The sequence below is a fragment of the Nostoc sp. DedQUE02 genome (genome assembly GCF_034531035.1).
Taxonomy (GTDB): Bacteria; Cyanobacteriota; Cyanobacteriia; order Cyanobacteriales; family Nostocaceae; genus Nostoc.
Genome location: NZ_JAVRBY020000018.1, coordinates 49,835 through 74,284 on the forward strand (window position 1 = coordinate 49,835; position 24,450 = coordinate 74,284).

At 45.0% G+C, this 24,450-nt stretch carries 12 protein-coding genes; 8 read left to right on the top strand and 4 right to left on the bottom strand.

The features are described from left to right. Positions 1-88 precede the first annotated feature (88 nt). Entirely contained in the window at positions 89-3,094 is a 3,006-nt protein-coding gene (locus RMX98_RS16175) for a caspase family protein (RefSeq protein ID WP_409881529.1), read from the bottom strand. Between the two features lie 255 nt (positions 3,095-3,349). On the opposite strand from RMX98_RS16175, the gene RMX98_RS16180 reads away from it, so the two are divergent. The 7 genes from RMX98_RS16180 (at position 3,350) to RMX98_RS16210 (ending at position 11,049) form a co-directional block, all read left to right on the top strand. Then, positions 3,350-3,964: a hypothetical protein gene (locus RMX98_RS16180; protein ID WP_322676309.1), complete on the top strand. Its 615-nt coding sequence runs from the start codon at positions 3,350-3,352 to the stop codon at positions 3,962-3,964. 13 nt (positions 3,965-3,977) lie between these two features. Then, positions 3,978-4,217 carry a hypothetical protein gene (locus RMX98_RS16185; protein WP_322676308.1) on the top strand — a complete coding sequence of 80 codons (240 nt, stop codon included), beginning with the start codon at positions 3,978-3,980 and terminating at the stop codon, positions 4,215-4,217. Between the two features lie 411 nt (positions 4,218-4,628). Beyond that, positions 4,629-5,300, top strand: coding sequence for a hypothetical protein (locus RMX98_RS16190; protein WP_322676307.1), 672 nt, complete (start codon positions 4,629-4,631; stop codon positions 5,298-5,300). Positions 5,301-5,497: 197 nt separating this feature from the next. After that, on the top strand, positions 5,498-5,656 hold the full coding sequence (locus tag RMX98_RS16195; RefSeq protein ID WP_322676306.1) for a hypothetical protein: 159 nt from the start codon (positions 5,498-5,500) through the stop codon (positions 5,654-5,656). 387 nt (positions 5,657-6,043) lie between these two features. After that, positions 6,044-6,529 (top strand): hypothetical protein, encoded by a 486-nt coding sequence (locus tag RMX98_RS16200; RefSeq protein ID WP_322676305.1) that lies wholly within the window; start codon positions 6,044-6,046, stop codon positions 6,527-6,529. A gap of 118 nt (positions 6,530-6,647) precedes the next feature. Next, positions 6,648-7,475 carry a P pilus assembly protein, chaperone PapD gene (locus RMX98_RS16205; RefSeq protein WP_322676304.1) on the top strand — a complete coding sequence of 276 codons (828 nt, stop codon included), beginning with the start codon at positions 6,648-6,650 and terminating at the stop codon, positions 7,473-7,475. A gap of 478 nt (positions 7,476-7,953) precedes the next feature. Further along, entirely contained in the window at positions 7,954-11,049 is a 3,096-nt protein-coding gene (locus RMX98_RS16210; protein ID WP_322676303.1) for a carboxypeptidase regulatory-like domain-containing protein, read from the top strand. Between the two features lie 728 nt (positions 11,050-11,777). Here the strand turns inward: RMX98_RS16210 and RMX98_RS16215 are convergent. The 3 genes from RMX98_RS16215 to RMX98_RS16225 all read right to left on the bottom strand — a co-directional run bounded on the left by RMX98_RS16215 (position 11,778) and on the right by RMX98_RS16225 (position 15,294). Beyond that, positions 11,778-13,427, bottom strand: a complete 1,650-nt coding sequence (locus RMX98_RS16215) for a PAS domain-containing sensor histidine kinase (RefSeq protein WP_322676302.1) — start codon at positions 13,425-13,427, stop codon at positions 11,778-11,780. Positions 13,428-13,460: 33 nt separating this feature from the next. After that, positions 13,461-14,600, bottom strand: coding sequence for a response regulator (locus tag RMX98_RS16220; protein ID WP_322676301.1), 1,140 nt, complete (start codon positions 14,598-14,600; stop codon positions 13,461-13,463). Positions 14,601-14,766: 166 nt separating this feature from the next. Continuing rightward, positions 14,767-15,294 (bottom strand): MHYT domain-containing protein, encoded by a 528-nt coding sequence (locus RMX98_RS16225; RefSeq protein ID WP_322676300.1) that lies wholly within the window; start codon positions 15,292-15,294, stop codon positions 14,767-14,769. A gap of 654 nt (positions 15,295-15,948) precedes the next feature. Here RMX98_RS16225 and RMX98_RS16230 point away from each other — a divergent pair. Then, positions 15,949-24,429: a PAS domain S-box protein gene (locus RMX98_RS16230; protein WP_322676299.1), complete on the top strand. Its 8,481-nt coding sequence runs from the start codon at positions 15,949-15,951 to the stop codon at positions 24,427-24,429. Positions 24,430-24,450: the final 21 nt, after the last annotated feature.

Sequence of the window (24,450 nt, forward strand, 5' to 3'; positions counted from 1 at the left end):
TGATTTCTCTAAACAAAACGTTCCCTGAGCAAAACGTTCCCTGAGCGGACTTGTACTGAGCGTAGCCGAAGTAGTCGAAGGGAACATTCTAATCGCTCTTAGTACCAACACCATCGCAGAGGTGCTTGTCGCTCACATTGGGATTTGATTGTAAATAACCACGTAGCCTGTTGCAACTGTAGACGATTAAATCATCTAGGTTATTTAGGTACTGCCAGACTTTCACGGTATTGTCAAAACTAGCAGAAGCGATGGTCTTGCCATCGGGGCTAAATGCTACGCTATTGACCCCAGAGCTATGCCCTTTGAAGGTGGTGATTTCTTTTGCTGTTGCCGCATCCCAGACTTTCACGGTTTTGTCCAAACTAGCAGAAGCGATGGTCTTGCCATCGGGGCTAAATGCTACGCTATAGACCGCATCGCTATGCCCTTTGAAGGTGGTGATTTCTTTAGCTGTTGCCGCATCCCAGACTTTCACGGTTTTGTCCAAACTTGCAGAAGCGATGGTCTTGCCATCGGGGCTAAATGCTACGCTATAGACCGCTTCGCTATGCCCTTCTAAGCGGTTTCTCTCTTGAGTATTGTAAATTCCTCGCTGTAGTGCCAATATAGCTTGTTGGTTAGCCTCTTGTTCTAAATTGGCATTTTTAATTGGTCTACCTAAAATTTGTCTACCTGACTGTGTAGCTGCAATCATAGCCTCAAGTTGCCTGTCAGAAAGTAGAGCAGTCTCTGAACTTTGCGCCAAAGCAATGGTAGTTTGTTGTGTTGCTTCCTTAGCTTTGTTCTGAGCGTTCCACCATTGATAACCCGCAAAGATAGCTACTCCAGCTAACCCCATACTAAACAAAGTGACAACTCGATTTTGCCGCCGTGCTGCTGCCAACTTTTCTTGTTGGCGTTCTTTTTCTTCCCGCTCAAGGCGATTTCGCAGTTCTTGACTCTCCTGAATGTACTCCTCGGCCACCCCATTCAGCATTTGCCAATCACCAAATCTAGTTAAATATGCTTCTGCTACTGCTAACCTGTCATCTTTCCTCAGAAACCCTGGCTTTTTCTCATTCCGCTCCCATTCTTGGGCTTCCGCTTCTATCTGTCGCTCAATGGCTATACCCAACTTATATTCCTCTTTCCAACCCCGCAACATTTGCCAATGGCGGATAAGGGCCTCGTGGACAACATCTAAAATTACATCCTGGGAATCCGGCTCATCTGTCTTCGTAATTAATCGTGCATCTTTATCGGCTAACTTCTCACTCACCTGTTGCAAAAGTTCCAAGGAATGATGAGAATTAACCAACTCGCCCAAACGCACGCGCCGCCGGACATCTGTGGTTTCTCCCATTTGCGTCAATTCCAGAAAAATCCGCCGCGCCACAGTTTTTTCTGTTGCTGAAAGACTTTCGTAAACTGCATCGGCGCGTTTTTGTAGCGTTCCTTCCACCCCGCCTAAATCCTCATAAGTTTTCAGGCTGAGAACCTCATCGCCTTGATTTTTTGACTCACGCCACAATTCTGTCAAGGTATATTGCAGCAAAGGCAAACTTCCGGGGTAATCCTCAACATCATTAATTAGTTGCTGTTTTAATCTTCCCTCTATGCCTAAACCTACCCAATCAGCCGGTTTAGTAATCGCTTCTTCAATTTCCTGACGGTTGAGGTGTTCGACGTTGATGTAAGGTTTATGGATTCTGCTGGCAAATTTGGGATATTCTCGCCATCTCCCGCGAAAATCCGATCGCATCCCAATGAAAATATAGAGATTATCCGTACAATCAATTAATTCCCGCAAACAGTCAAAGAATTCTTGACGCTGGCTGTCATCGCACATGGTAAAGCATTCTTCAAACTGGTCGATAATCAAAATGACTGGTGTGTTTAATGCTTTTAACCCCTCGCCGATAACATGGGCAATATAGCGGTTCTCACTTTGTTGCAATACAGTCCCAAGCCCACCCCGCATTTGCTGACGTAAACGCTCCCCTCCCTGTTCACGGGGAGGGGTTAGGGGTGGGGTTGATGTTGTCTCTGGATCGGAAAGATTAGGCAAGGAAAGTGCCAAAGCCTCCTGTAAACTGTTAACAGGAGATTCTTTCGGCGTAAACGGTGTAATATAAGCCCAGCGATCGCTCCCTGGAATATCTTGCCCTAACTTCAACTGGTATAATAACCCAGCCCGTAATAGAGATGATTTCCCACTACCGGAAGCACCTAAAACAGCAATCAGGCGATGCTTATCTGTTACCTGTTTAATCAACTGCCTAGTTAGCGCACTCCGCCCATAAAAAACCTCAGCATCTTCCTTTGTCTCCTTAAAATACGACAAAGAACGATAAGGACACTTATCCTGAAAGCTTTTTTGAGAAAACTTAGTAGTCAGCAGAATTGCTCGTGTAGAATTGGCAATTAACGGACGCTGGGCTGTATCCGGCATTCGACTGATAATGAAATCTGCCAATTTGTGGCTATTAACGATCCCATCTGCGTCATTTTCCGGGTTCAATCCTGCGAGTAACGCCTGCGTCAACAACCCCTGCCTGTGGGGAATTTCCACACCAGTTTCATAAGAACGGGTTGCAGTAATAAAACAGTAGTCTTTATCTGTGGGAATAAAGTTCAACAATTCACCGCTATAGCAGCAATCAAGCCAAACAACGACTCGTTTCGTCTGACTTATTTGCAACTGCTCACCCAACCAACTTAAAGGAATACCATAGATTTCTGCTTCAGGTAAAACATCACTGGTAGCTAGAAATACTTCTTCTTTGCCTGCCACAGTTCTGCACCACCCATGTCCTGAAAAGAAGAATAACGCTGTTTCTGGGCTGGGGTTAGGAGGAGGAGGATTGAAAAGATTAGCTATGGCCTCTCTTAATTCTTGCACCTTTACCGCCCCTTGGCGATCGATTTTGCTTTCTCCCTTCGGGTTTAAAGTTCTAGGTAAAAACTGAGCGCGAAAAGGTCTATAACCGTATTGTTCTAATTGTTGGGCAATTTTCTCAGCATCTTCTGCTGCTGCTGTTAGCGGCTTTAGGGTGGTGTACTCTGGGTAATAATTAATTCCAATAACAATAGCCGCCCATTCCGATGCCATTTTTATTACCTAGCTAACCATTAGAGCTTTTTGTCGAACTGTAGGCTTCATCAGCACACAGCTTTAATACCTAATCCACAGCATTCTTTAGCTTCTACGGAAAATAACTAAAAAACCGTGCAATCAAATATCTTAGGTTTACGCAATAGAAGGTATAATAAGCAACGGATTTTTTGCGTCAATTATTCTTTCCAAATATAAAAAATCAAAGCTAAACATCACATATCTACTATAGACCTCTTGCAAAAGTAATTTTTGCAAGAGGTGGGAAAAGGGAAAAGGTTATGGTTCGGCAAGCTCACCAACCAGGGAAAAGGTTTTTATTGTTCCCTTACCCTTTTACCGACTTATGCAAGAAGTCTTATAATCATCTCACTTAAAATTATGTTTATAGCGTTTCCTAATAACAAAACTGACAATACTATCATCGCTTTTCTATTAGCCTTTCAAGACTTAAAAACCGCCCTCAAAGAACAAGAGAAACAGAATTTAAAAGAAGTTGCCAAGCAATTAGACACCCAACCAAAAGCATGGGAAGACTATATTAAAAAACGTTTATTAGAAATAATTACCCCGAATCCTGACTTAAATCAGTCCTATCAACTTTATAAATCTCAATTAGATAAAGTAGAAGAAATTCCAGATGATTTACTTCCGACTGAAGTTGAAATTAGTAGGCTTATTTCTCGTGACAAGGCTGAAATAACTAGAGGTTTTAAACCAAAAAATGAAGCTACAGGCTACGAGAGCCAACTCAATAATGTTGTAGTCATTGTTGGTAGCTCTGAAAAACCAGAAGAAACAGTTAAACAAGCCACATTCTTAGAAAAATGGAAACAATATTTATCTCAATCCCATTCATCAAATTAGTTTTTCCCTTCTCATGAGCGATTTAATCTATCCTACCCTCGATTTATTTTTATATGGGTTAAAAACATCTTTAAATACAACTGACGCAGAAACACAAAAAAACAAAGCTGCTTTTTTAGCTCAATTACCCTCTGATACTCAATTCAACGATCCTGACATTGAAACCGAGTATTTAGAGCTTACCCATCCTGCTCAAATTAACTTTATTTCTCACAATCAAACAGTAGAAGGATACTATTATCCTGTGAGATAAAATGATACTTATGGTTTACAAATAGATTGTTCGATTAATAATCAAACCGAAACTCAACCAGCTAAGTCTTTTACAATTTTAAAAACTGAAATTGAACAAAAACTAAACAAAGAACTAGCAACAATTGGACAAACGTGGTTACTGTCTGGTTGGCTACCAGAAAACTCGTCTCAAAATTATGAAGATATTGCCAAAGATTGCTATTATGCTTTATTTAAAGATACTTACTGGCAACCAGAAAAAGGTACTTTTTTAGACGGAAAAATTTTTGAAATATGGCGATCGCAAAATATAAATCAGCGTGCAGAAACATTAACTACTTCTCTAAATAGCAACGAAAGTCATGTAATTATTGCTATTTATAATAATCGAGAGAGTGCAGAAAAAGCTGCGGAATTCTATAAAGATTGGATGGGGTTATTTTGTTACCGAAGTAAGATATCGTGGGCTTATTGGCAAAGCCGTTTAGTTAAAGAATCTCTGCTAAATCATTATAAACAGATTGAATCAAATAGAAAAATTACCAACCTAAGCAATTCTTGGCAAGAAAAGCAAAGTATTACCAATAGTCGCAAGATTTTAAACAATATTGACAACATTCTCCAGCAATATACAATTGACTTACTAAATCTGTCTTTTCAAAAACAAATAATTGAAATTAATGTATCTAATTATCAACTTCGGTTAGCTTTGATTCAAGAAAAAGCAGGTCAAAATAATCAGGTAGATTTTTTAGAAAAATTTAGCGAACTAGCCAACAAAAAATATTTACCACAAATTAACAAAGATATCGAAAATATGCAGCTTGGGTTGCAGCTTTTAGAAGATACAATTAACGCTACTCGCAGTCGCATAGAAGTCGAAAAATCTGAACGAGAGCGTAGCTTCCAAGAGCTTATAGCTTTTGCGGGTGCTGGGATAGCAACCGTAACTTTACTAAAAGATCCTGCTAAAGAGTGTCAAGATAATTTTATTAAATCTAAAGTTCACTTCTTGTGCGACTACCCTTTCAGTGCCAGTCTGATGATTGGAATCATTGTTGGTTTTATGGTTTGGTGGCTGAGAAAACGATTGCGATCGTGAGAAGATGTAACTGCTTTGTGATGGCTATCCGCCCGCCAAGAGCGGTCGCTGTGCCTGACAGAGACAGTGAAATTAGATGTACGGGTTGCCCAAAATTTCTTTGAGATAAGAAAAGCTTACTTATTCATGAAATACTTTCATTGATACGAATAAGCCAACAACTTTAATCCCCCTGACAAGTGTAGGTTTTTTACACGATGGCTAAAACCCAGATTACTTTTACCGCATCTGATTTAGCACAAGTTGATATTCATACTTGGCTCGAATTACGCTCTCAATTGCAAAAACACCACGCATTGCCAGAATTGAACAGTATCGATTTTGCAGAGATCCCAAGGCTTACTTGGCTAATCTAGAGAGTCGTCTCTCTAGTAAATTTTACCACACCAAGTGTAAATAATTACTCAATATTCGCATGATGTAGCGATTTTTACTGTTATTACTAACATTACCCTAGCAAAATTACTGACATCGTGATGGGGAAGTTCAGTAAAGGCGTAGAGCTACAGATGACACCCTTGTTTGAGGTCATTGATTGCTAAAAGCATTACTGAATTCAGGATAAGCGAGTTCATTAAACGCGTAGAGCTACGAATTACAAAGTTACTTGGGGTCATTAAATTAGAGAAACGAGCGTGACTGAAAAGCAAAAAGGTTGAGAGCATCACGCTCAATGCCTCTGAGACATCAGGCATCTCTGGAACATCATTCAACATCCATTCAGTTAACTTGAGGAATTCATTATGCGTCGTATTTTACTACTCTCGGCAATGATTCTTGGTAGCACGTTTGCGTTCAGCTCTGTTGCTCAAGCAGGGAGTACCGATGTTCATTTTAATGGAAATGTCCTTTCCTCCTGCACATTTAGCAATGTCCAGAATGGCACATTAGGATTAGACGTTGCTGGCACAACTCTTAGCAGTCTGCCAACCAGTGGCGGCACTTCTGGTCAAGCCAAACTCACCTGTAATAACATCCTGGCAACCCTTTCGGCATCTGCACCCCAACAAACCACTGCACCTGCTGGCTATGACCATACTACAGCCGTAAAGACGGTTGCAGTTACAGGCACAGGCGCAAACCTTGTTGCTATTGTTGCACCCTCTGTTCCTTTTCCTGTGCCCCTGCCAGGTGTCACTAATTTGAGTGTGAATATGACAACCACAACCCTTGGTCTAATCCCCAGCGGTGCCTACGATATGTTTGTGACGTTGACAGTGACCCCTTAATAAAGCAACGTACAAAGATACAGATGGGGGAATTCTATAACTTGTTTACTTCCCCCATAAATCATTCTTTCATTCCTTCTAATCCTTAGATTTATTCGCAAAGCCAGGATCGGTCATCATGTTCTCCCGTGTTCGCAAGCCCGCTTCATCCACGACTTTAAAAGCCATTCAACTGAGTGGCTGGTTACTATCAGCAGCTTGTTTGGTCAATGGTGCTGCTTGGGCAAATCTGGGAGCATCTCCTCTGGTGATTGAAGCCCAGGCAAACCGGGGACAAGTAAAAGCAGTGCTTAACGTGATCAACTCTGGAGATACGCCGTTGCGGGCGAGGGTTTATACGGAGCCATTCACTTACAGCCGCGATCGCGGGTTCCAAACAATACCTTCTGATTCAAGCTATCTGGGTTCTTATATACAGTTTTCTCCTAGAGAATTGATTGTGCCACCCAGAAGTAGCCGTCGGGTTCGTATGGTGGCTCTGCTTGCTCCCAGCTTACCGAATGGTGAATACCGGGCAGTCATCTTTACAGAAGCCTTGAATGAGTCAACAGACACAATCGGACGGAAAGTTGGTATTATCACTCGAGTCGGTACGACTGTTTACGTCCGTAAGGGGGATATAGCGCCGAACTTAGTTGTCGAGCGTGCCAGTTTCAATGCCAAGCAAAACCATCTCGAACTATTCGTCAAAAATATAGGCAATGCATCTGTGCGCCCAATGGTTCGCTGGTCGTTGAAGCAAGCCAACAAAGTATTTCGGAGTGGAGAATTGCCACCTACTGCCATCATTGCTCTGGGCGATCGTAATTTAGCTTTAGCCGTTTCAGAAAAAGATCCATCGCCCTTACTCCCTGGTAACTACCAACTAAGTGGACAGTTGCTCTGGGGTGAGGACAACGCTCAGACAGTGCCATTTTCGGTGGATTTGATAGTACCTGCAAAATAGGAACTGCACAATAGACCTGTTGCAAAAGTAACTTTTGCAAGAGGCGGGAAAAGGGGAAAGGTTTTTTTATTCCTTTTCCCTTTTCCCTACTTCTGCAAGAAGTCTAATTAATTACACAACGCCATTGCGAATGAAGTTTCCCCGCAGCTGACTTTTCACGTTATGTGGAAAATTCCACGAAAATCTAACCCCGTAACCCCCTTTCCGACACGGGAAGGGGGAAAATTCAAAGTCTCTCTTCTAAAAGGAAGAGAGAAATAGAAGTGAGGTTTTTCAGATACCGTGAAAAGTCAGTCCCCGCAAGGGTACGCTTCATTAACAATGACTGTAAATATTCTTGTCCAACTACTTACGACGATGACTAGCTGACTGTGTAGGGTCTCAACAGATTGCCAACTAATTTGCACAAAGCTAAGAGCCACCTAGAAGACCTGAGGAAGGCTGATTTTGCCTGCTGATTTTAACTTTGCTTATCTCTATGTTCCCGACAATTCCCCCACCTGCCATCGTCCACTCAATTCCCCAGAACATTTCTAATGGTAAATCTCCGAAGGAGATCGGCATCTTTAGCATTACTCGTGAATCTATTGATGAAAAACGGATTGCTTTAAGTCCATCAGTACGCGATCAACAACAAAAGCCATCGAGTGCTGATGCACAATCAAGCGTTAAATCAGATGCAAAACTGCTGGGACAACCGTTATCCATTGACTTACAAGATATAGAGTTTTTAGTTACAGAACCTCCATCTGTGCATATTCCGGCAACGCAGCCTGAGACTGTCCCAAAGATTGTACCTGAGTCTTTGGCTTCCGAAAAAGCGAGTCCAGTTGAACCTGTGACTGTTGCGCCTACTGGTTCCGAAAAGGCGAGTCCGGTTGAACCTGTGACTGTTACGCCTACAGGTTCCGAAAAGGCGAGTCCGGTTGAACCTGTGACTGTTGCGCCTACGGTTTCAGCAAATTCCGCCACTTTGCCAACAAGCGATGCGAAGATGCAGACACCAGAACCGAATCTGTCTCCCATTGCTCAGGTGCCGGAGGGCTTTACAGTATTTCCGGTGGGTATCAACATTGGCGGGCGCAACGTCAATGACGGGGTTTCTGTTCGGGGGCAGGAAAATAGCTCGAAAGCGCTCGATCTAGAACATTGGTTATTGCCCTATGATGCCGTGGTGCAAGCACTGAAATTAAGCACAAAAGTATTACCCGACAATCAAATCGAATTACGATCGCCCAGTCTTGCCGTTCGTATCGATCCTGCCAAACTCCACACCGATCCAAAATTGGGTCTGGTTTTTTCAGTGGGGGAGATGCGATCGCTATTTGGAGTTCAGGTTGAGTTTGATCTCAAAGAGTACGCGATTGTGTTTGACGCACCCTGGTTGACGGCACCGGAAGAAAGCTCATCACTGGAAGAGGCTCCTGTGCAGCTTGAAGGGCTACCCCGAATTGCATCGCCAGATATTTCTCTAGCTGCGATCGAACAAGGGGTCGGCGTCAGTGGTGGAGATTCAACCCCAACTGCTTTCCGCGGAGACTTGACTGCGGTGGGTAGCATTTTGGGCGGCAGTTGGTTTGTGCGAGCAGACCAGCCCAAACTATTTAGTTCCAATAGCTGGCGGATTACAGATGCGCTATTTCAACGCCAGACCGATGCTAATGATTATTTTGTGGGTACTCAGCCCCCCTTCTGGCAGAACCTCAGCCCTAACGACTATGTAGGCTTTACCTTCATTCAGCGCCAGGGCTACACACCACCGCCACAATTTTATGGCGAAAGCGATCCGCGCCAACGCCTGCAAGCAGCACAGGTGGGACGAACGGTGTCCGGGCAGGCAGAACCAGGGACTTTAGTGCGATTGGTAAAAGGATTTAGCGATCGCATCATTGCCGAAACCCTGGTGGATTCGTCTGGCGTGTATCGGTTTGAGAATCTCAAATTGGAAACCCCAGCGCTGGGCGGCTACTACCAGGTCTTCCTCTATCCCAAAGGACAATTAACTGCCCAACCAGAAATTCGAGACGCGACGTTTTCCAATTTAGCTGGTCAACTTCCTGCTGGTGCTTCCGCGTTGATCGTTTCCGGTGGAGTGAATCGAGATTACAGCAAACAGGATAATAACAATCTCTTTGGCGATTTTTCCACATTTCGGGGTGGCATTGCTCAACGATGGGGCGTCTCGAATAGCGTGACGCTAGGCGCAGGCACTGTCTACGATCGGTCTTTAAGAGGACTAGCCGAACTCTTCTGGCAGCCAGAAAATGTCCCCTTCAAGGCAGCAGTTTCAGCTCTAAGCGGTAGCGATAATTCAGCATGGGACATCAATGCAGATGTCAGTTACGACCCATCGCAAAACTTCAGTGCCCGGTTCACCCACGATCGCTTCTCTAGCCGATTAGATGCCTATTGGCAACTGGCTCAAGGCATCACCTTACTGGGCAACACCAATAGTAATGATGCCACCTCTGGAGGTATTCAACTAAACTTCAGTGGCAGAGATTCTTTTACCTTTGCCCGCCTTACCTTTGACACCAAAAGTCACCTGCGCTGGAATCTGATTCAACGGTTGGGAAAACTTGAACTGAACTCTATCGGCAATGAAATCAGTTCCCAATCGGCACTAAGTTTTTACCTGGGAAAGCACAGCGATTTTACAACTGGACATTCCTTAGTTCTCGGCTACGACACCTACAACCAAAATAGCAATGACGATCTAGTTAATCTCGCTTGGCGTTATCGCTCAAAAGAACGTTCCATTGATGGCACGCTGTTATGGGAAGCCCAATTAGGCTATGGTATCGGCTCACGGGGTTCTGGCGTACTTGCCTCTGTGGGCACTACAATCATCCCTGGCGTAATGCTCCGCGCCCGCTATCAGGGCGTATCAGTGACAACAGGCGAATCGACTTTTGGTATCGAGTTAGTATCGGGGCTGAATCTTCAAGGTGGTATCACTCCTGGGGATCGTCATGCCAACTATTTACGGACTCAGGGTGGTATTCTGGTGCAGCCGTTCTTTGATCGCAATAACAACGGCCAACGCGATGCAGGTGAGGAATTTTACACAGATCCCGATCTCGTGACGATCAATAATCAAATGGTTCAAGCTGCTAGGACACAGGTTGAGAGCGATCGCATCCTGCTACGTTTGCTGCCCAACACCTATCGTCTGGATCTGGATGCAGCAGGGCTGCCCCCCGATTGGCAGCCAGCAACCAGTGCTTATGCAGTTGAGGTTGTGGCTGGTAGCTATACTCCTGTGCTAGTTCCCCTCGTCCCTGCCTATTCGCTCTCAGGCATTGTCACAGATAGCCACGGAACCCCATTGAGTGGTGTCCGAGTCGAAGCAATTCAGGTTGGCTCCGGCGTGGATTCCGGGCAGCGGCTCATATCAGTTACAAATGATGCCGGGGTCTACTTTATAGAACACCTGCGGCAAAGTAGTTATACGTTACAGGTGAATGGCAAATCCATTCAACCGAGTACAATCAAGCTAACCGAAACGTCTCCACCCTTTCAAGAACTCAATTTGCAACAATTAGAAATATCTGCTGTGTTGCAAAAACCATGACATTAACTCGCTTTCACCAACCATCTTCAGATGACTCAAGTATTTTACGCTTAACCCGGATTTCTCACAAAGAGATAAAAAAGGGGGTCAAAAACTGCGAAAATTTATATATAGTAAGTATTTCAGCAGTTAGAAGTATGACCCCATCTTCAACAGATCGTATACCAAAACAGTTCAGATTTGAACAGCCAAAGTCAGTCCCAGTGGTTGCTTAAGCTGAAGTTAAATTCCTTTTTATGTATTTCTAATAAATGATACTTTGGGCTTGGGTTGATTCAAGTTTTGTTTTGGAATGCAGGCATTTTATGAACAGAGCATTCTGATTCGAGTACCAATACAAATAGAGTAACTATTATAGCTTAATAACTGCGGCTTTATACTTAATTCATCTTTGCGCCTAAATTTTGATTGATGATATATCAAAAAAAAGCCTCACATCAGGTCATGTAAATTAATTTTTTACTGCTTGTGAGAACTGCGGGCTAGTATTGACAAAATCTACTCTTTTTTAACTTTAGGACTTACGCAAAATATCTCTCAAACTCTCATTTCTCTGTGACGCGCCAGTTGCTTCAAGTCGGGAAACCCGCCCAACGCACTGGCTTCTCTGCGCCTGGAGTGGTAGCCTGCGGCAAGCCGCTCCGCGTCTACGATTTTCCGTTAGCTGTACGTAAGTCCTGAACTTGTGACAAATGGATACAGACTGGTTTTCAAATTTTCGGACAAGTCTATTCATTACAGGAGTTAGATGCGTTCGCCTTGGATGGGGTAGCCCTACCAGCTATGAGTTCCATTTGATTTGTAGGGATTATAACAGTGAAGACTGTACCTATATTTACTTGACTGCATACCTTAATTTCACCGCCATGCAGGTCAATGCATTTTTTGACAATTGAAAGCCCTAAACCTGTTCCGGGAATATTCCCTACATTCTTAGCCCGATGAAAGGGCTTAAACAAGTGGTCTCGATCGTCATCGGGAATCCCAATACCTCGATCTTGAATTTTGAAGATCGTTTCTTCATTTTGACAAATCAGGTTGAAGTCAATTGCGCTTGCTGCAAAGGAATACTTGACAGCATTCGACAACAAGTTAGTCAAAATAGATTGGAGTAACTTTTTGTCGAGTTGAGTATAACTATTGCTGCCTGCGTTCCGTTTGTCGGTAATAAACAGCGTAATCTGATGGCTAGGGGCACTCAGTTGTATTTCTTCTACTAGATCGTGGCAAAACTGCATAACATCGATCGCAGTTGGCATGAATTCCACTTTCCCACCTTCTACGCGGTTAATCATCAACACATCGTCTAGTAGTTGGGTAATATGAGTGATAGATTTTTGGACGTGCTGAAACTGCTTTTGGCTTTGGTCTGGATTGAGGCGGTGTCCATAGTCTTCTAAGATGCCGATGGAAGATGACACGATCGCCAATGGCGTGCGGAACTCGTGAGAAGCCATTGAAATAAAGCGCGACTTCAATTCATTTAGTTCTCGTTCTTTCTCTAGTGCTTTACGCACTTCGGCTTCTGCTTGTTTTCGCTCGGTGATATCTCGACAGGTGATCACAATGCCTGCTACATTTGGCTCATCTAGGAGGTTTTTCGCGATCGCCTCAAAATCATGCCAAAAACCATCCGCATGATGCAAACGAAATTCTACTGTTGTTTTTTGAGATGGATTATCAATGGCTCGATACAGCAGCGCTGACGCAGAAAGGCCATCGTCTGGGTGGACTAACTCAGGAAGATTTTTAGCAATCCAATCTTCTGGCTGATGTCCTAGAATATGCATCAAAGAAGGGCTAACATAAACAACCCGTCCACTTGATTCTAAGGTAGCGATGATATTCGATGCATTTTGGAGCAACGAGCGAAATCGCTCTTCACTTTGCTGCAATATCTCGGCTTTAGCCAGTTTAATCTCGGTTTTAATTAGTTGAGATTGTGCCTGCTGCAACTGTTTGAGAGCTTGTTCTAGCTCCTGGTTTGCTGCTTCTAACTGAGCTGGACTCGATAACGCTAGCGCCTTAGGAATCAGAGGAATGAGTTCCAAAGCTGTATACATTGAAACAAGGGCTGTCAAGGCTTTGACTACACCTGACAGCCAGTAAGTTGGATACCATAATGTCCAGATATCCATCAGATGTCCGGTGCCACAGGCAATAATGAAAGCACCAAACATCAGAAATATCCAGTTAAACGGAATATCGCGTCGTTTGGAGACAAAGTAGACGAGCAAGCAGGGAATAGAGAAGTAGGACAATGCAATCACACTATCAGAAAGCACGTGCAGCCACACCAATCCTGGTTTCCAGAGATAGCAATGTCCGTGTGGAATAAAACTGTTTGAATTTAAAAGAGGATGGAGTAAATCTAGCATCTTGAAGCCTCTTCTCAAGTCCTTCAATATGATTCAATTTGTATCTGGCCGATCTTCTTGAGAAGTGAGTCGCATTGGCAATGCAACCCGAACAATAGTCTGTTCGCCAGTTATGCTTTCGATTGTCAACTCTCCTCCATACAATTCAATTAAGCGTTTTGAAGTAACTAGCCCTAACCCAGCACCATTGTGTTCGTACAACTTATGATGAAACTGTATATAAGCACCCACATTCTTAATTTGCTCAGAGGTCATGCCACGACCGCGGTCTATTATATAGAGCGAATAAAGGTTATTGCTTGGAAGGCCAAGGACACTGACTTTAGAACCTGACAGAGAAAATTTGAAAGCATTGTTAATCAATTCTTTCATAACTTTCTTGAGACTAGTAGGTGAAATCTGTACGGCTTCATCTTGTAGATCGATCTCTAAATCTGATGTTCGCTGTGCATTCTGGGCTTCCTGGTATGCAGTCTCTTCAACTATCATTTTGAGAGAGGTCTTAGGGGCATATTCTCGGAAACTAGCAACTTTTTCTGCATCAGATAGGGTTACTTCGAGTTTGGCGTAGAGCAAAAAGTTTTGAGTCAAGCCATAAAGCTGCTTGCCGGATGTATAAACTGCCTCGATCATTTCTAATTTCTCAGTATCTGACGTACATTCCCAGTCTTCGATTAATAACTGTGGTAATGCAATAATAGTTTGCAATGGCGTATGCAGTTCGTGGGGTAATGACACCGTAATCGTGTTACACAACTGCTGAAATTTTATTTGGTTCTTTTGAGCAATCATCGTTTGCTTTTTGAACTGAACCTCAATTGCTCGTCGCAGTTCAGAAGGAGTGAAGGGTTTGGTGAGATAGTCATCCGCACCTAGTTCCATTCCGTATCGCAAATCAGTTCGATCGGCTTTAGCGGTGAGAAAAATCACAGGGATAGTGGCCATTTTCGGGTCTTGACGGAGCGATTGGACAAACTCGTAGCCATTTAATTCCGGCATCATCACATCGCAAATAATCAAATCTGGCATCTCTTCTTTGGCCTTTTGCAAGCCAATCAAGCCATTCTCAGCCGTAGTTCGATAAAACCCTTCAAACCCTAAAATTGAGGCAATATTCTCGCGGACTTGAGGTTCATCTTCGACAACTAAAATCTTTTTGAGAGTAGATTGCATGATGATTTTTCCTTATGCTGCTAGAGTAAGATGTTTAAATGAAGCTACTACTGATTTTTCGTAATTTGCTGATTGGATTTGTTTCCCCTTTAAGGGACTTCCAAGTAAAAAAATATTCCATAGCAGAGGGACAAGGAAGACAAGGGGGACAAGGAAGAAAATAAGTCTAGTTGAGTAAACAAATTGGATAATTTATTTTTTGGAGTTCTTTAATTCGGAATGCAAGCCAGAGCGCGATGATGGAAGCACATAAGGCAAAAAGAATCGAGGCAATAATAAAAAGCAAATTATAGTCAGCCGTTCCCTCAAGTCTCATAGCAGACATGCCGGTGTAGTGCATTGCGCCAACTCCACTTCCTAGTAAAATTCCCCCTATGACCAGATTGAAGATTGTCTCTCGGTAGCTGGTAATAAACAATGCTCCTCCTGATGCAGCGATCGCCACCATTAGGGACAAAATAACGATAGGCAGATCGTAAAAAACTGGGACAGGGAACTGGTAAGCCAGCATAGCAATAAAGTGCATTGACCAAATTCCAATGCCCATTGCAGCCGCACCTCCAGCGAGCCAAAAAAGACGTGTCAGATTACGAGCTGCCATGATTCGTCCTGCTAGGCCGAGTGCTGTATAAGCAGCAAAGACAGCAATGCAGAATGAAAGGATCGCGAGGCAAATATCGTAGGTTAGCGTCATAATTAAACCCTGAACAATGAGAGTGGAGTTGAATTTAAAACTCTACTCTTTAACATTAGGGCTGAGAGGATTGCCCTTAAAAGAGAGTAATTCCTTAATCTTTAATGGATTTTGCCTTTGCGGTATTATTTACTTAAGTGCATCAAGAACAAATTTTTATCAGTATTGGGGGAAGTACTGGATGCTAAATACTGTTTTCGTAGAATTACTGTGAAACTTATACCAATTCGCAATTCCCTGCTTTTGGCAATGGGCTATGCTCTAAGCGCAGCTATACCGCAGGCTTTATGCAATGAAGATGGGTCAGATATGGCAAGCCTTTTGGGGTTTGAATATGTTGCCTTATCTCGTTGAACCAAGAATCCTCATGCCTTTAGGCACAGGAGTGTCAATGAGCGAAAATTGGTATTAGCCACTTAATTTACTGACTTAGCTTTCTGAGAATTCAGTATAAGCCGAGAGACTGCTTTTGCAGAATAGGCTAGACTGAATCGTTAAACCAATCTCTAAGTAGTAAGTAAGTCGGCACAATAAAACCAAATTGTGTAGATAAAAGTAAACAAGGGTCAAACTTTTTTCCCCCTGCCCCCTGCCCCTTTTCCTCTTGTTGACCAACCCGATGTTTCTCATCTCAGTATTGTGGCTGGAAATGTTATGTTCTTGCCCCGCTCATTTCTGTTAAGGCTTGTCCTAGAAAACACGATCGCGCCGCCCATCACTGTTGCCCCAGATGTGCTGGTGACAGATGCGATCGCACTTTTGAGTTCCAGTTCTGCTTTGCCTGCAAGTGGCAATGATTCCGCCACGATTAACTGCACTGGCTGTTTGGCTGTAGTGAGCCACAACCAACTGGTGGGACTGTTCGGCGAACGAGCCGCGATCCGCTTGGTTGCCAGTGGGCGATCGCTTGCTGGAGTCACTTTAGCAGAGGTAATTGAACCACCAGCGATCGTTTTACGGCAATCTGAGTTAACTAATCCTGAAGTTGCCCTGAATCTCTTACGACACCACCAGCACTTGCCTATATTAGACGACAACGGGCAGTTACTTGGGCTGCTGACCTACGAGAGTTTATGCCGTTTGCTGCAACTTGTAGAACTTGGGCAGGCAGATGAGCCATCAATCGCAGCTTTGAAACTTCAGACAGAGCAATTGCAGCTGTTGATGGCAGTCTCAACGCGGATTCGGGCTTCGCTGAGTTTGTCAGAAATACTCGACGCCACGGTGTCTGAAGTGCGGCAGTTTTTGGATTGCGATCGCGTGTCGGTCTATAAATTTTTGGAAAATGGGCATTTTCAAGTGGTGGCAGAGTCGCTGGCCGCCAATCAACGCTCCTTTGTCAGCGAAGCGATTTACGATCCTTGCTTTGCTCCAGATTGGACAGAACGATACGGCAAAGGGCGAGTGCGAGTGGTTTCTGATATCTATACGGCAGAGATGACCCCCTGCCATGTTGAGTTATTAGAGCGCTTGCAGATTAGAGCTAAAGTTCTGGTGCCGGCGATCGTTAACAACCAATTTTGGGGACTCGTTAGTGCCAGTGAATCGGCTGTACCTCGCCATTGGCAAGCGTCTGAGGTCGCATTTTTAGAACAACTTGCCATTCAGGTGGCGATCGCCATTCAACACAGCGAAGCGGCAACCCGATTCCAGCAACAAGGGCAAGAGCTTACCGCATTGCTAGATCGTTCCCCTGACGTGATTTTTCGGCTCAATCGAGACTTACACTACCTCTATGTCAACGCAGCAGTAGAGGTCGAATTGGGCTACGCGCCAGAAGCACTGATTGGTCAACCACTGCTCGCTGCCACCCTTGCCCCAGAACATCTTGCTGATTGGCAAACTCTCACTCAACAAGTAGCAGCAACCCGCCAAGAACAAACGATTGAATATCAACTTCGCCTTCACTCACGCTCCATCTGGTTTCAAACCCGTGTCGTTCCAGAATATGACATGGATGGAACCGTTACGTCGTTTTTGTGCGTGGCGCGCAATATTACCCAAAAGAAGCAAGCTGAAGCTAGACAAGCCGCCTATATCAACGTCTTGCTAGAGTGGCAAAACCGCCATCATGCTGCCCAGCTAGCCACTAAACAAGTGCTGTATGAATGGGATACATCCTCCGATCGTATGACGTGGGGCATCAATGCCGAGCAGGTGTTTGGCTATAACGCCTCTGAAATGCCCCAGACATCAGCCGATTGGTTTGCTAATATTCACCCAGAGGATGAGAAACAGGTACAAACAGCCGTCGCAGAGTATTTTGAGCGTCAGGGACATCTCTACTTGCAATATCGGTGGCAACATCAGGCTGGGCATTACATCTGGATTGAAACTCAGGCACAGTTTTTTGCAGATGCTAACGGCAACTTAACTCAGATTATCGGGTATGTCACTGATATTAACGACAAAAAAAGGTTAGAAGCCGAACGCACGCAGCTAGAAACTGACCTCAGAGAAAGCGAAGCCCAACTCCGACAAATTTTTGACAACAGTCAGGATGTGTTTTTTCTCAAATCCCTCGATAGTAAGCAGATGATTTATACCAGCCCAGCCTGGGAATATCTTTACCAAACGCCGTTGCAGCAAACCTATGACAATCCTCAAGCTTGGCTCGATTTTATTCATCCAGACGATCGCGATGCCGTAGTCACGTTTAACCAGCAAGCTTGTCAAGGGAAAGAAGTTTGCTCCTTTGCCTATCGGATTATCCGTCCCGATAACTCCATTCGCTGGCTGTGGAACCGCAGCTTTCCGATTCGCAACGAAGCCGGAGAGATTTACCGTCTTGCTGGGGCCAACATCGATATTACTGAGCAAAAAAAACTGGAACTGGAATTAAGCGTAGTCAAAGAACGCTATCAACTCGCCATTCGGGGTATCGGCGAAGGAGTTTGGGATTGGGATATTGTCAGCGATCGCATCATTGGCAGCGATCGCTATTGGGAAATTTTAGGCTACTCACCCCCAGATAAAAACGCCTCCAAGTTTGCCTATGAGGTGCTTAGGGAAGAGATCCATCCCGACGATCGCGATCTGATGCAATTAACCTTACAGCGCCACCTGCAAGACCATTTGCCCTATGAAGTAGAATTTCGCAGACGTAAGCAATCAGGTGAGTATATTTGGTGTCGTTCTCGTGGAGAGGCAATCCGGGATCAAACTGGCAAGCCGATTCGCATGGTGGGAGCGATCGCAGATATCACAGAACGGAAAGTAATGGCAACTGCTCTACAAGCTAGTGAAGAAACCTTGCGCCTGGTTGTCAATACAGTTCCGGGAGTGGTTTATACCTATTGCCGTTCTGTGGATGGAACGAAAAGTTTTCGATTTATTAGCCAAGGCATTATCGAGCTTTGCGATCGCACCCCAGAGGAAATCCTCAACGACTCCCAAGTGCTTTGGCATCTGATTGTTCCAGAGGATGCAGAGAGGGTGCGGGATTTGATTGACCAATCTGCTGCAATGCTCACCCCTTGGACGGCGGAGTTTCGCCTGATAACTGCTAGCGGGGTCTTAAAATGGGTTTCCGGTGATTCCATCCCCTCCCGACAAGCAGATGGTAGCATTATTTGGCACGGCATTCTAATTGATATTAGCGATCGCAAGCACGCCGAAGCCAAACTGCGTCAACAGGAAGAATTTCTCCGTACCATCTACACAGGAGCAGAACTGGCGATTTTTGTGATTGAGGTGAGCATAGATCGAGAATTTCGCTTCCTGGAATTCAACCCTGTGGCTGAACGATACGGCTCAGTTACCTGCGAAGAAATTCAGGGTAAAACGCCAGAGGAAGCATTTGGTGAGGCGGTCGGTTCAGCAATCCGGCAAAAGTATGACCTATGTCTAAAATCGGGTCAGAAGATCAGCTATGAAGAATATCTTCCTTTTCCAGAGGGTTCAATTTGGGCGCTCACCAACCTATTTCCAATCCGGAGCGAAGCGGGAAATATCCATCGCATCATTGGTACAGCTATTAATATCACTGATCGCAAACAGGCTGAAGCCGCTCTGCGAGCGAGTGAACAAACCTTAAGTCAGGTCATGAATACCGTGCCTGGAGCGGTTTTTAAATATCGGCGGTCGGCGGATGCGGCAGATGGTTTTGTATTTATCAGCCAGGGCATTGTCGATCTGTATGAGCATACACCGGAGGAAATCCTCAACAATGGATCAATCGCCTGGGATATCGTCCTACCCGAAGATATGGAGCAGATGAGTGCTTCGAGAGACCGATCGGCAGCAACCCTCGAGCCGTGGGAAATGGAGTTTCGCATCCAAACTGCCAGCGGTGTCTTGAAGTGGATTTTAGGACATTCTATCCCCTCCCAAGAAGAGGATGGCAGTATTGTCTGGTGTGGCATTTTCACCGATATTAGCGATCGCAAACAAGCCGAGCTAGAACGCCAGCGCAGCGAAGCTGTGCTTCAGGCATTGATCGCCGCATCTCCAGTTGGGCTAGCTCTGTTCGATCGCGAACTGCGCTACCTCTATGGCAACGAGGCATTAGCCAAAATCAACGACCTGCCGTTAAGCGAGCATTTGGGACGCACCTTATGGGAAGTTGTGCCGGAAATGGCATCTCAGTTTGGCCCCATGCTGCTCCAGGTTATAGAAACCCAAGTACCAATTATAAATATGGAGTTTAGCGGTGAGGTCAGTCCCGGTGCATTTCGCAGCGCCATCTCCAATCACTATCCCGTTTGTTTACCCAATGGGGAAGTAATCGGCGTTGGCGTATCCGTGATGGACATCACCGAACTTGTCCAGGCACAACAACAACTGAGGGAAAGTGAAGCCCGGTTCCGTACCTTGGCAGACAACATTTCTCAGTTTGCCTGGATAACTGACGAACATGGCTCGATTGAATGGTATAATCAGCGCTGGTTTGACTACACAGGCACCACACTGGCACAAATGCAGGGCTGGGGATGGCAGCACGTACATCACCCCGATCATGTCGAGCGGGTAGCGAAGAAAATTAGCCACTGCTTTGAAACAGGCGAAATCTGGGAAGATACCTTTCCTTTGCGTGGCCGAGATGGGCAGTATCGCTGGTTTCTCTCTCGTGCTATTCCCATCCGAGATGAACAGGGTAGGGTGTTGCGGTGGTTTGGCACCAATACAGACATCACCGAACAAAAACAAACCGAAGTTGCTCTGCAAACAAGTGAGCAAATGCTGCGTCAGCTTACTAATATGGTGCCTGGAGCCGTCTATAAATATCAGCGCTTGCCGGATGGGTCAAATAACTTGATCTTTATGAGCGAAGGTATTGTCGATTTGTATGAATATACGCCAGAGGAACTCCTCAAGGATGTGCAAATCGTGTGGGATATTATTTTCCCAGAAGATATAGAAAAAATCGGCGCTTCCATCGATCGATCGGCTACAACGCTCGAAGCATGGGAGATGGAGTTTCGCATCAGAACTCCTAGCGGCATCTTGAAGTGGATTTTTGGACATTCTATTCCCTCTCAGGAAGAAGATGGCAGTATTATTTGGTTTGGTATACTTACGGATATTAGCGATCGCAAACAAACAGAACTGGCGCTGCAAGCAAGCAACCAGCGTTATTTAAATTTGGCTGAACTATCACCAGTTGGTATTTTCCACACTGATGCCAACGGAGACTGTCACTATGTCAATTCGCGCTGGTGTCAATTAGCAGGACTCTCCGCCGAAGAAGCAATGGGTATGGGGTGGACGCGAGCGCTGCACCCCGAAGACCGGGATTGGGTCTATTACAACTGGCAATTAGCAGTCCAGTCCCGGACTCCCTTTTTAATGGAGTATCGCTTTCAAAGACCAGATGGAAAGATGTACTGGCTGTTTGGTCTGGCGGTCGCGGAAACTGATATCACTGGCAAAGTCACTGGCTATATCGGAACGATCGCTGACATCACCGAGCGCAAATTCTCCGAACAAGCCCTGCAAGAGAGCGAACGACGCTACCGCGACTTGGCAGAAGCGATGCCCCAGATGGTCTGGTTGTCAGATGTCACGGGTGCTGTTTACTACTTAAATCGGCGTTGGTATGACTACACAGGGCAAAGTGAAGCTGAGGCAATGGGATTGGGTGCAGCAGCAGTGGTTCATCCCGATGAGCGCGATCGCACCCTCCAGGAATGGGCACAAGCGATCGCCACTGGCAGTTTATTTGAGTGCGAATATCGCCTCCGTCACCATCAAGGACTATACCGCTGGTTTCTGGGGCGGGGAATACCAATCCAAAACCAATCAAGAGAAATTACAGGCTGGGTAGGCACAGTTACTGATATCGATGACTTTAAACGCGCTCAACTGGAACGCAAACAAGCCGAGCTGGCTTTGCAAGCTTCAGAGGCAAAACTGAATGATGTGTTGAACAGTGCAGGTGCGTCAATTGGGCATTTTCGATATTATCCAAATGGTTTTTGGGAAACTGATTATCACTCTAAGGGATGCGAACGAGTGTTTGGCTATCGACCAGAGGAATTTCTGGCGGAAGTTTGGTTATCAAACATTGTCCCAGAAGATTGGGCAGTCATACAGGAGCGGATGCAGGCGGCGATTAAAGCCGAGAGAGAAACCACACTTGAGTATCGTTTTTATCATCCAGATGGCTCGACTCGATGGGTTTTAGATACGCTGACATCTCGCTGGAATGAGAGCAATCGCTGCTGGGTTGTAACGGCAATTGGTACAGATGATAGCGATCGCAAACACGCAGAACTGGAACTACAAAAGCTTAACCAGGAGCTAGAAGCCAGAATTGCTCGCCGCACAGCAGCATTGAGTGAGAGTGAGGTGCGCTATCGGTCTTTGTTTGAACAGGCAGCTGTCGGCATTAGCCAATCTCACCCATCAGGACGTTATATCCAAGTCAATCAACGCTTTTGTGAACTGACTGGCTATACTCAATCTGAGCTACTGGATATGTCTTGGCAAGACTTGATCCATCTAGAAGATTTAGAAGTAATCCAAGGTGAGTTGGCTCATTTACATCACGGTGAGTTGGCATCAATAACCCTTGAAATCCGCTATATCCGCAAAGATCGTCGGCTAAAATGGGTTAGTCTTACAGTATCGATGCTGTATAATGCTGCGGGTACACTCATTGCTGACTTGGCGGTGGTGGAAGACATTAGCGATCGCAAGCATATTGAGAAACAACTCCAAAAGAGCGAAAAGCGCCTTAAAGAAATCATTTCTAAGACAGTTGATGGCATCCTGATTCTGAATTCCCAAGGACAGATTCTTTTCAGCAATCCGGCTGCCGATCGAATTTTCAATCGCCAAAAGCCAGACTACCAGGGTGCAGATTTGGGAATTTCCATCACGCTCCAAAAGACGTTTGAAATGGAGATTCCGCATCCCACTGGCAGGGTGACTACAGTTGAAGTGCGCGTTGAGGAAATTACCTGGCAGAATCATCAAGCCTTTCTAGCCGCAATCCGAGATATCAGCGATCGCAAGCAAGCTGAGATGGCGCTGCAAGCGAGTGAGCTTTCCTATCGCACCCTGGCTGAAAACCTACCGGGAATTGTCTACAAGCTGTATCCTGCTGAAAATAATACATTTGTTTTTTTTAACGACCACTTAACGGCGTTATTCCACCTTGACCCCCTGGATCTCGCCAATCAAGGCACTCTCTGTCCAGTCAACTCGCTGATTGTACCAGAAGACCGCGATCGCGTTATCGAAGTCATTCAAGGGGCGATCGCCAATCAACAGCCCTTTCAGGTCGAATATTGCATTTACATCCCTGCAACCCAAGAAAAGCGATATTTGCTCGAACAAGGCAGCACCGTAACTGACGACATTGGACAAGCACTGCATATCGTTGGCATTATTTTTGATGTCACCCAAATCAAACAGACTGAGGAACAACTTCGGAAAATTAACGAACGACTGACCATTGCCAATGCAGAACTAGCCCGTGCGACTCGCCTCAAAGACGAATTTCTGGCGAATATGAGCCACGAACTTCGTACCCCCCTCAATTCCATCTTGGGACTGTCTGAAGTCTTGCAAGAAAGAACTTATGGGAATTTAACCGAACAACAACACCATACCTTAACCACAATTCAAACCAATGGGCAACATTTATTAGAACTAATTAATGACATTCTCGATCTAGCCAAAATCGAATCCGGTAAGCTAGACCTACAAATAACACCCGTTTCAGTGGAGCAACTTTGTCGCAGCACAATTCCTTTTATCCAACAGCAAGCCTTCAAAAAGCAAATTAGTTTTACCCTCGAACTGTCTCCCAATCTGCCTGACATTGAGTTAGACGAACGACTGATACGCCAGGTATTAATCAACCTGCTGACCAATGCCATCAAGTTTACACCCAATGGTGGTGCTGTCATCCTCAAAGTGCAAGGCAATGCAGCCGAACAAACAATGAGCTTCAGCACCATCGATACGGGCATTGGCATTGCTCCAGAAAACATTGACAAATTGTTTCAGCCCTTTGTTCAAATCGATAGCAGCTTATCTCGGCGTTATGCTGGTACGGGGTTAGGTTTAGCCTTAGTCCGGCGGATTATCGAACTACACAAAGGCTCCGTGAAAGTTCGTAGCACCGTCGGTCAAGGCAGCGAATTTATAGTGATACTTCCCTGGAAACAGGTCAATCAGCTTAACTCAGACAAGCCTGTCCATCGCACCACTGCTATTGCCGAAATTGCTTCACCCTTCTTACTTGTAGAAACAAAAAATACAGCAGAGAATGTAGTAAAGAAACCTGTTGTTCTCTTGGTAGACGATAACCTCGATAACATCGAGACGCTACAAGCTTATTTAGAATTGAAAGGGTTTAACATTGTGGTTGCCCGCAATGGTTTGCAAGCGATTCATCTCACCCAAATGCAGTCTTTCAACTTGATTTTGATGGATATTCAAATGCCAGATATGAATGGACTAGAAGCGATTCGCCAAATTCGATCGCAGGAGCAATACAAGCACACTCCGATTTTGGCGGTAACGGCTTTAGCCATGTCAGGGGATAAAGAAAAGTGTTTAGCCGTTGGAGCGAATGATTATTTGACCAAACCCATCAGTCCCATCCATCTCGTCAACACGATGAAGAAATATCTCCAGTTGTGCCAACTGAATATGTCTGGTAGTGATATCATGTCCGGCTAATCAGTTGCGTCCATTAAAGTT

Bases quoted from the DNA above. Each gene is read 5' to 3' on its own strand.
- RMX98_RS16185 (WP_322676308.1), top strand. From the start codon at position 3,978: ATGAGCGATTTAATCTATCCTACCCTCGATTTATTTTTATATGGGTTA.
- RMX98_RS16215 (WP_322676302.1), bottom strand. From the start codon at position 13,427: ATGCTAGATTTACTCCATCCTCTTTTAAATTCAAACAGTTTTATTCCA.
- RMX98_RS16220 (WP_322676301.1), bottom strand. From the start codon at position 14,600: ATGCAATCTACTCTCAAAAAGATTTTAGTTGTCGAAGATGAACCTCAA.
- RMX98_RS16205 (WP_322676304.1), top strand. From the start codon at position 6,648: ATGTTCTCCCGTGTTCGCAAGCCCGCTTCATCCACGACTTTAAAAGCC.
- RMX98_RS16190 (WP_322676307.1), top strand. From the start codon at position 4,629: ATGGGGTTATTTTGTTACCGAAGTAAGATATCGTGGGCTTATTGGCAA.
- RMX98_RS16210 (WP_322676303.1), top strand. From the start codon at position 7,954: ATGTTCCCGACAATTCCCCCACCTGCCATCGTCCACTCAATTCCCCAG.
- RMX98_RS16230 (WP_322676299.1), top strand. From the start codon at position 15,949: ATGTTCTTGCCCCGCTCATTTCTGTTAAGGCTTGTCCTAGAAAACACG.
- RMX98_RS16225 (WP_322676300.1), bottom strand. From the start codon at position 15,294: ATGACGCTAACCTACGATATTTGCCTCGCGATCCTTTCATTCTGCATT.
- RMX98_RS16195 (WP_322676306.1), top strand. From the start codon at position 5,498: ATGGCTAAAACCCAGATTACTTTTACCGCATCTGATTTAGCACAAGTT.
- RMX98_RS16200 (WP_322676305.1), top strand. From the start codon at position 6,044: ATGCGTCGTATTTTACTACTCTCGGCAATGATTCTTGGTAGCACGTTT.
- RMX98_RS16175 (WP_409881529.1), bottom strand. From the start codon at position 3,094: ATGGCATCGGAATGGGCGGCTATTGTTATTGGAATTAATTATTACCCA.